Here is an 8,224-nt window from a genome sequence, read left to right as displayed (position 1 = left end):
CAGTTCCGTGAGATTGTCTTGATGTTCGCCATCACCAACATAGAACCGCTGTGTGAGCCGCTGTGACCGTGACTCAGCATCTATTCAACACAGCAGTTGCTTAGGCTATCTTGACCACGATCGGGGGAACAGTATCAACGAGATCGTGTTTCGATGGAACCGGTATGAACGGTACCGACCAGTCGGTGTTTGCGGCCCGGATCGCCGGACGTGCCGTTGTGAACTCCCGGTAACGGAGAATTATTGGTTTCGTGTACGGATATGGCATCCATAACAATCCGCCGGAGTCCCCTCCGAGAACACGCGATGGAACGAACGAAGGTATCCGATGACGACGAGGGGAAGCGAGTGGTCAACTCCAAGGGCAAGAAGATCGGGATGGTTACACAGGTCAAAAACGGGAAAGCGTACGTCGACCCGGACCCCGGAATCGCGGATTCCATCCGTTCTAAACTCGGGTGGGGAGACGCGGATGCGGACGATTATCTGCTCGAATCGGGACGCATCGACGGTATCACCGACGACGAGGTTCGACTCAAGCGCTGACTGCCAACCGACGGCAGCGTCGAGGCGGAGGCATCGAATCCGAGTCAAACCCCGTTCGGACGGAACGGTTGGAACGTGATGAACGCATCCGAAACGATGAAAGAAGCGATCGAAGTACAGATCATTGAAGAGTCGAACGGAACGGATGGCGAGGGCCGGAGGGGAGTTCGAGCGAGGATCGACGGCCTTGAGGCCGGGTCGACGACCGGCGAAGCCGTCCCGACGGGTACTCTCCCGTCAGGTGGGCTATGAACGCCTCCCGACCTGCCAACGACCTCGCCGCGACCCTGGACGACGGAGACGTCGCGCTCGGCGTACTCGACAACACGTACAGTCCGACGCTGGTGGAGTTCTACGGCGAACTCGGCGTCGATTTCGTCTGGTTGGATCTCGAACACGGTGGCCCGGACCCGTGGGACGGGAGTCGGGTGGAGGACCTGCTCCGTGCGGCCGAACGGACGGGCGTGGAACTACTCGTTCGGCTTCCCGACACCGACCCGACGCTCGTCCGGAAAGCGCTGGACCTCGGGGTGAGAAACGTGTTCCTCCCCCGCGTGGAAACCGCCGGAGAGGTCCGAGATGCGGTCCGATCCGCCCGATTTCGCTACGACGATGGCCCCGGCGATCGGGGACTGGCATCGCCGCGGGCGTCTCGCTGGGGTCTCGCCGACGAGTACGTCGCCACCGAGGACCGGGAGACCCTCGTCGGCGTGACCATCGAGACTGAGGCGTCCATCGAGAACCTCGACGAGATCCTGGCGGTCCCGAAGTTGGGTTTCGTCTTCGTCGGCCCGTTCGACCTCTCGGTATCGCTCGGCCACCCCGGCGAGATCGACCATCCGAACGTGGCCGAAGCCGTCGAGACGGTTCGATCGGCGGCCGTCGACGCGGACGTCCCCGTCGCCGGTCTCGGGCTCGGCATGGATGACGTCAACGAGAAGGCGGCGAACGGCTACCAGATGCTGAATATCGGGAGCACGACCGGGGCGATCGAGGGAGCCGTCACTGACTGGTTCGAGGCCTACGAACCGAACGACACCTGACCCACGTCGTTTCCGTCCGTTCGGGTGCGTCGCCTTCCGCCGACGAGTGACGGATAGACGGACGGGTCGATAGTCCGACGCGGGACCACATCCACCGGGTCCGGAAGCGGATCAGCACTCCCGCCTGAGTATCTCAACCGAGCCGACGTTTCCCGATCTCCCCTTACGGTGCCAGCGCGACGATAGCGAACGTCTCGGTGCGGGTCGTTCCGTGGACCACCTCGAAGCCGGCCGCCTCGAGCATCGCGGTCGCGTCCGCGAGGTCGTATCGCTCGTCGAGCGGCGGTCCGGCCTCGCCGTCGCCGTCGGCGGACCAGTCGAAGATCGCGAGGCGTCCGTCGGTCCGCACCACCCTGGCGAGCTCGGCGATCGCGTCGTCGCCGGCGAACTCGTGGAACGTCATCGTCGAGAAGGCGGCGTCGAGCGCGGCCGCGTCGAACGGGAGGTCGGCCACGTCGCTCTCGACGAGGTCGACGTTCTCGGGAAGCCCCTTCTCACGGTAGCGGTCGTTCATCTCCGCCTGGACGTCGACGCCGTACACCATCCCGGCGCGGGGCGCGACGTCGTCGGTGTAGAATCCCGTTCCGCTGCCGAGGTCGGCGACCGTGGCGTCCGGGGCGGGGTCGACCACGTCGATCAGCTCCTCGCGGGAGACCCAGGCGTAGCGCTCGGGGTCCTCGAGCTTCGCCGCGCGGTCAGCGTCGAACGTGTGAAACCCCATTACGGCTCCTCGTTCAGCGCCTCGACGACGTCGTCGATCTCTCGCTCCGTCGAGACCGCGTGAACCGACACGCGGACCGCGTCCGGATGCGGGAGGTCACGAATGACGATCCCCCGATCGAGGAGCCGCTCGACGGTCGCTTCCGGCTCCGCGACGTCGACCGTCACGAGCCCGGTCTCGTACTCGGTCGGGCTCAGCAGTCGCTCCTCGCCGATCCCCTCCTTCAGGCGGTCGGTGAGGTCCTCGATCCGGTCCGTGACGGCGTCGAGACCGATCGACTCGATCGCGTCGATCCCCTCGAGCAGCCCGACGTGCGCCGCCGGCGTGGTGGTCCCGATCTCGAAGCGCTTCGCGCCCGGCGCGTACTCGATGTCGCGTGCGGTCGGCGTCTCGACCCCGCGGTAACCGACTGACCCCGGCGTCATCCCGTCCGCGGTCTCGCGGTCGACGTAGAGGAAGCCCGCTCCCCACGGCCCGAGCAGCCACTTGTGGCCGGCACCCGCGACCGCGTCCGCGCCCCACGCGTGGAGGTCGACGGGGACCTGCCCCGGCGACTGGACCGCGTCGACGAGGGTGAACGCGCCCGCGTCGTTCGCGGTTTCGACGAGGTCCTCGACGGGCAGCCGGGTGCCGTGCGTCCAGGTGATCGCGCTGAAACAGACGAGCTGCGCGTCCGCGACGGCCTCGGCGTAGGCGTCGCGGTCGATCCGACCGTCCTCGGTCTCGACGACGCGGACCTCGATTCCGACCTCCTCCTCGAGCTTCCGCCAGGGGAGTACGCCCGCCGGATGTTCGAGATCGGTCCGGACGACGACGTCGCCGGGCTCCCAGTCGATCGCGGCGGCGATCCGCGCGATCCCGTCGGTCGTGCTCTCGGTCAGCGCTATCTCCTCGGCGTCGGCCCCGAGGAACTCGGCGATCCGCTCGCGGACCGTCTCGTAGGTCCCGAACGCGCGCTCGTAGGGGTCGGTCCCGATCGGGTCGTACTCGTGGTCGGCGAGGAAGTCGGCGGCGGCGTCGACGACGTACTCCGGGCTCGGCCCGTGCGCACCGTAGTTGAGGTACGCCGTGTCCTCGTCCAGGGCCGGAACGTCCGCCCGCAGTTCACGCGGGGTCATGCGGCCACCACCGCCATCGAAGCGGGCGTCGGTGTCGAGCCGCACATCACTCGAGACGGCCGGTGACGGCCTCGCGGAGGGCGTCCTCGGTCTGTGCGCCGACCATCCGGTCGGCGACCTCACCGTCGGCGAACACCAGGAGCGTCGGGATGCCCTGGACGCCGTACTCGCCGGCGAGTCCCTGATGCCGGTCCACGTCGACCTTGAGGACCGCGGCGTCCGTCTCCGCCGCGACCGCCTCGACCGCCGGTTCCATCATCTGACAGGGTCCACACCAGTCGGCGTAGAAGTCCACGAGCACGACGTCGTGCTCGGCGACGAAGTCGTCGAAGTCGGCCGCGTTCTCGAGTCCGACGGGTTCGGTCGGCACGGATTCGCTGGTTTGTGTCATCACCGATGGATACACGCCCCACGCCCATAACGGTTTTGGATATTCAATACAATACTCCCGTCGGAGAAAGGGACGGTGCGCCCGCTACTGGACGATCGCTCACTCGCCGCTCCGGGCCGAACCGGGGACGCCGCGGGTTCGCCGCACCGCGAGCGCGCCGTGATAGAGGATGACCGCACAGACGAGCAGCGCGGACCCGATCAGCAGGACGAAGCTGAGTCGGTCGAGGATCGGCATCGAAAGCCACGCGGAGAGCTCTCCGATCCCGACGGCGGCGCTGGCGACGAGCAGCATGAGCCCGAAGTAGATGGTCACGTCCTCCTCGTCGACGTAGGCGGTCGCGCTCGAGCCGATCCGCGCACCGAGCGCGCTGCCCGTGAGCAGCGCCGTGACGATCCCGAGGTCGATCACGCCCGCGCGACCGTAAGTGAACGCGCCCACCGCCCCGGACATGAGTCCACCGAAGAGGCTGGTCCCGACCGCGGCCGCGAGCGACGTGCCGATCACGTAGTAGATCGCGGGCATGCGGACGAACCCGCCGCCGACGCCGAGGAACCCGGAGACGAGCCCGACGCCGCCGCCGACGCCGGAGATCGTCCACAGCGACGCCCGACTGCCGTCCGCGAGGGTGACCATCGGCGGGATCTCGTACGACTGGATCTTCCGGGCTATCGCCGGAACCTCGTCCTCGTCGTCTTCGGCCTCATCATCGTCTCCGTCCTCGCCTCCGTCGCCGACCTCGCCGTTGTCTCCGGCGTCTTCGTCGTCGGTGTCGAGCGCGCTCCGCGTGAACAACACGCCTATCGCCGCGAGCAGGAGCACGTACGCCACGCCGACGACGACGTTGGCGATCCCCAACACCTCGAGCCCGAAGACGAGCCGGCTCCCGAGTTCGATGCCGAGGGTGATCCCGACGAACATCAGCGCGCCGAGCTTGTAGTCGACCTGCCCGGCGTCGTGGTGTTTCAGCGTCGCGATCGCCGCGGTCCCGAACACGAACGCCATCGAGCTGCCGATGGCGACCGGGGCCGGGTACCCCAAGATCAGGAGCGCGGGCGTGACGAGGAACGAGCCACCCATCCCGAAGAACCCGAAGAACACGCCGACCATGAAGCCGAAGGCGACGAACAGGCCGATCATCTCCGGGGCGAGACCGAGTAGCTCGGTCGCCGCGAACGAGCCGATCATCTCCCGTTTGCGAGCCGATCCAGGACGGCTGACCCGACCGCTTCCTCGACGGCCCCGTACCCGACGTAGAGGACGATCGCTTCGAGGAGGACGACCCCGATCACCGCGAGTGCCTGTATCGAGGGCGACGCGCCCGTGAGGAGTTCCGTACCGGTCATCGGCTCCCACCGTCTCCCGACGCCCGTCTTCCGTGCCGAGTCGATCGATCGATGTCGGTCATGTACCCGAAGGTAGCCGACAGGGAGATATAACGGTTTTGGGTTAGTTATACAATACTATATTCGCGTGAGAGACGGGGAACGATGGATAACCAACTCATATTATTTTCGATGATCCGGATCGGCGGTGACGATCCGCCGACTCGGATGCGGCTCCTCATCGCAGACCATCGTCCGGGTCGTGAGCGGACTCCCGTCGTCGCTCACGACGACCGTTTCTCGATCGGGCGTGGTGTTTCAGTGGGACTTCATAACACGACTCCACCTGATCTCGCGCCGAACGCGTTCCCCGCGCGTGAGAATCCGCACCCGTCCATTTATGTACGGAACGCGTACTCTAGGGCATGAGTCACTCATCGCGTTCCCCGCGCATCGACCTCGACGCGGCGTTCAAGGCGTTCGGCGCGGTGACGATCCTGATCGGGGTCGGCCTCACCGTGGGCGTGATCGCGCTCACCGACCCGTTCGGCGAGTACGTCACGACCACGCCCGCCGCGACCGGGAGCCTGCTCTTCACCGGGCTGCTCGCCGCGGTCGGCTACGCGGCCTACGCGCTCCGCCGCCGCTGAGCCGGGATCCGCCGAGCCGGAATCTGCCGATTCGATCCGGTGCTCGTCGCGTTTTCGCGGCCGTCACCGTCTCCTCGAACCGCCGTTCGAGAGCGACGCGGCGGCGTCCGATCGTGGCGTGCGCCGTCCGATCTCGGTGTGACGATAGTCTTATTTGGTATTGGTTATATTGTACAATACATGTCCGACACACCGGACGACGACGTGGACCAGTTGGGTATCGTCCTCGAGACCGCCGATCCCGAGCGGGCGTGGAACGCGTTCCGGCTCGGTATCACCGCGGTAGAGGACGGACGGGACGTCTCGGCCTTCCTCCTCGGTGAAGGCGTCGAAGCCGAGGAGATCGAAGACGACCAGTTCGACGTACGAGAGCGCATGGAGGCGTTCGACGAGGCCGGTGGGGAGCTGCTCGCGTGCGGGACGTGTCTGGAGATGCGGAAGCGCGACGGAAGCGATGTCTGTCCGGTCTCGACGATGAACGACCTCCTCGAGGTCGTGACGACCGCGGATCGGGTCGTGACGGTCGGGTGAGTCACGGTCGGTTCGACGGCGGAGTCGGCTTTTTCTCCAGGTTGTTTTTGAGAAGTGGTTCCCGAAGCGAACGCAGTGGATGAGGGCACCCGACGATGAGAAAGGTGACCGTACTGACCACCGCCGGGTCAGAATGGATCTCTGATTGCGGACCTCAACGGAGCTGTTTCACCGAGTTCGATCCGTTCGAGGTAGCTCGTTCCGATCAGGTCGAGGCGGTCACCGACTCGGCGCCCTCGTACTTGTCCTCGAACTCCTGGATGAGTTGGCCCATCTTCGCGTACCAGTCGTTCAACATCCGTTGCATCTCACCCGATATCTTCTCGGGATCGGTCGGCTGGTAGACGTGGTAGTAACCGCCCTGTTCGTAGTTGATCTGTTCCTTGCTGATGAATCCGGTCTGGAGGAGCCGCTGGACCGCGCGGTAGGCGGTCGAGCGCTCCCGATCGACGGCCTCGCCGATCTCGTCGATCGTCAGCGGCTCTTCGCTCTCGACGAGTACCTGGAAACACTCTCGGTCCAACGGTTTGAGCCCGTGGAAACACTCCAGTAACCCCTCACACTCCATGTCGCTCCGGAGCTGTTCGGCCAACGAGTCTGGCATGGTATTACCCACGACTACGACGGGTGTACGTAAAAGGCTTGTGTATGTAACACACAATTCCGCACGAGAGACTCGGACGCGCCGATATTCGCCGCCGTGAGGTCAGGCCGACCGCGGCGGCGGCACCAAGAAGACGTTGCCGGTCGCGTTCACGACGACCTCCTCGCTCACGCTGCCTAAGAGCAGCCGCCGCAGGCGGCTCCGGCCGCGCGATCCGAGGAGCAGCGTGCTCGGCTCGTGTTCGCGCTCCGCGGCGAGGATCTCCGCTGCGGGGTCGCCCCGCCTGACGTCGGTCCGAGCCTCGAGCCCCCACGAATCGAGGCGGTCCTCGAGCTCGCCGAGCCGCGCCTCCACGTCGCCCTCGTCGCCGGTGTCGTCCTTCGGCGACCGCACGTGGACCAGCGTGACCTCCTCGGTCGCGTGCCGGAGGTACTCGAACGTCTCGAAGGCACGTTCGGCGTTCTCCGAGAAGTCGGTGGCGAACAGCGTCCGCTTGAACAGGTGTCGTCGCACCGTCTCGGGGTCGTCGACGCCGCGTTCGATCCGGTCGACGAGAAGCGGCACCACCGTGGTCCGGGCGAGGTTCCGCGCCGTCGACCCGATGACGCGATTCTCGAGCGGGCTCTTCCCGCGGGAGCCGACGAGGATCAGATCGGCGCCGACGGCGCCCGCGATCCCGTTGATCCGTCGGTGAGGGGTCCCTCGAACCACGTGGGTCTCGACGTCGAACCCGGCCGCCTCGACCGTCTCCCGGTAGCGGCGAAGCCCGCGCTTCCGCCGTTTCTCGAAGTCGATGCCGGGCATCCCGGAGTGGACGTTAGCGGGGACCACCGTCACGAGGTGGATCCGGTCGACGCCGATCCGCGAGAGACAGTTCAACCCCGTCTCCGACTCGATCATCGTCTCGCTCGCCGTCGAGAGGTCGGTCGCCAGCACGGCCGACTTCCCGGTCATCGGTCCCCCTCCCGTCCGCACGTCCGTTCCGTCGTCCCGCTCGCCCGAGCAGTATTCTCCATACCGTACAATACTCGGGTCCGGAGATAAAACCCGCGGTCGGATCGTCGAGCGATATAACCCGACGGCGGCACATCCTCCGGACATGACCGACGACGAGACCGATCTCGCGACCGCGGTCGACCGGTTCCTCGAGGAGGCGGACGCGACGTTCGACCAGTACGAGCAGGGGTACGCCGACGCCGACGCGACCGTCTCGGTGCTCCGGAGCCACGCCGACGACTTGCGAGACGCCTTCGAGGAGTGACTCCGTGACGAGGAAGCGAGGGACGGGTGAGAGC

At 66.1% G+C, this 8,224-nt stretch carries 13 protein-coding genes; 6 read left to right on the top strand and 7 right to left on the bottom strand.

The features are described from left to right. Positions 1–306: 306 nt before the first annotated feature. The 3 genes from FN829_RS04360 to FN829_RS04355 all read left to right on the top strand — a co-directional run bounded on the left by FN829_RS04360 (position 307) and on the right by FN829_RS04355 (position 1,589). Positions 307–546, top strand: a complete 240-nt coding sequence (locus tag FN829_RS04360; protein ID WP_142985771.1) for a PRC-barrel domain containing protein — start codon at positions 307–309, stop codon at positions 544–546. Between the two features lie 96 nt (positions 547–642). After that, on the top strand, positions 643–798 hold the full coding sequence (locus FN829_RS15820) for a hypothetical protein (RefSeq protein ID WP_185955679.1): 156 nt from the start codon (positions 643–645) through the stop codon (positions 796–798). Next, positions 795–1,589 carry an HpcH/HpaI aldolase family protein gene (locus FN829_RS04355; RefSeq protein ID WP_142985770.1) on the top strand — a complete coding sequence of 265 codons (795 nt, stop codon included), beginning with the start codon at positions 795–797 and terminating at the stop codon, positions 1,587–1,589. The genes FN829_RS15820 and FN829_RS04355 overlap by 4 nt, the downstream gene beginning before the upstream one ends. A 163-nt stretch (positions 1,590–1,752) precedes the next feature. Here the strand turns inward: FN829_RS04355 and FN829_RS04350 are convergent, their stop codons facing one another. The 5 genes from FN829_RS04350 to FN829_RS15815 form a co-directional block, all read right to left on the bottom strand. After that, positions 1,753–2,310: a class I SAM-dependent methyltransferase gene (locus FN829_RS04350; RefSeq protein ID WP_142985769.1), complete on the bottom strand. Its 558-nt coding sequence runs from the start codon at positions 2,308–2,310 to the stop codon at positions 1,753–1,755. Then, positions 2,310–3,428 carry an aminotransferase class V-fold PLP-dependent enzyme gene (locus FN829_RS04345; RefSeq protein WP_142985768.1) on the bottom strand — a complete coding sequence of 373 codons (1,119 nt, stop codon included), beginning with the start codon at positions 3,426–3,428 and terminating at the stop codon, positions 2,310–2,312. Before FN829_RS04345 ends, FN829_RS04350 begins: the two co-directional genes overlap by 1 nt. A 46-nt stretch (positions 3,429–3,474) precedes the next feature. Beyond that, positions 3,475–3,819 carry a thioredoxin gene (trxA, locus tag FN829_RS04340; RefSeq protein WP_142985767.1) on the bottom strand — a complete coding sequence of 115 codons (345 nt, stop codon included), beginning with the start codon at positions 3,817–3,819 and terminating at the stop codon, positions 3,475–3,477. A gap of 99 nt (positions 3,820–3,918) precedes the next feature. After that, entirely contained in the window at positions 3,919–5,007 is a 1,089-nt protein-coding gene (locus FN829_RS04335; protein ID WP_142985766.1) for a sulfite exporter TauE/SafE family protein, read from the bottom strand. After that, on the bottom strand, positions 5,004–5,165 hold the full coding sequence (locus FN829_RS15815; protein ID WP_185955678.1) for a DUF7512 family protein: 162 nt from the start codon (positions 5,163–5,165) through the stop codon (positions 5,004–5,006). Before FN829_RS15815 ends, FN829_RS04335 begins: the two co-directional genes overlap by 4 nt. Before the next feature lie 404 nt (positions 5,166–5,569). Here FN829_RS15815 and FN829_RS04330 point away from each other — a divergent pair, with 404 nt between their 5' ends. Both FN829_RS04330 and FN829_RS04325 read left to right on the top strand, forming a co-directional pair. Beyond that, positions 5,570–5,794 carry a hypothetical protein gene (locus FN829_RS04330; RefSeq protein WP_142985765.1) on the top strand — a complete coding sequence of 75 codons (225 nt, stop codon included), beginning with the start codon at positions 5,570–5,572 and terminating at the stop codon, positions 5,792–5,794. A 180-nt stretch (positions 5,795–5,974) separates the two neighbouring features. Continuing rightward, entirely contained in the window at positions 5,975–6,325 is a 351-nt protein-coding gene (locus tag FN829_RS04325; protein ID WP_185955677.1) for a DsrE family protein, read from the top strand. A 205-nt stretch (positions 6,326–6,530) separates the two neighbouring features. Here the strand turns inward: FN829_RS04325 and FN829_RS04320 are convergent, their stop codons facing one another. Both FN829_RS04320 and FN829_RS04315 read right to left on the bottom strand, forming a co-directional pair. Then, positions 6,531–6,929 (bottom strand): helix-turn-helix domain-containing protein, encoded by a 399-nt coding sequence (locus FN829_RS04320; protein WP_142985764.1) that lies wholly within the window; start codon positions 6,927–6,929, stop codon positions 6,531–6,533. 102 nt (positions 6,930–7,031) lie between these two features. Further along, positions 7,032–7,883, bottom strand: a complete 852-nt coding sequence (locus tag FN829_RS04315; RefSeq protein ID WP_142985763.1) for a universal stress protein — start codon at positions 7,881–7,883, stop codon at positions 7,032–7,034. Between the two features lie 145 nt (positions 7,884–8,028). Between FN829_RS04315 and FN829_RS15810 the strand changes: the two genes are divergently transcribed. After that, positions 8,029–8,190: a hypothetical protein gene (locus tag FN829_RS15810; RefSeq protein WP_185955676.1), complete on the top strand. Its 162-nt coding sequence runs from the start codon at positions 8,029–8,031 to the stop codon at positions 8,188–8,190. Positions 8,191–8,224 lie beyond the last annotated feature (34 nt).

Origin of the sequence: Halorubrum cibi, assembly GCF_900182635.1 — an archaeon.
Lineage (GTDB): Archaea > Halobacteriota > Halobacteria > Halobacteriales > Haloferacaceae > Halorubrum > Halorubrum cibi.
This window is presented reverse-complemented; position numbering and strand designations above follow the sequence as displayed.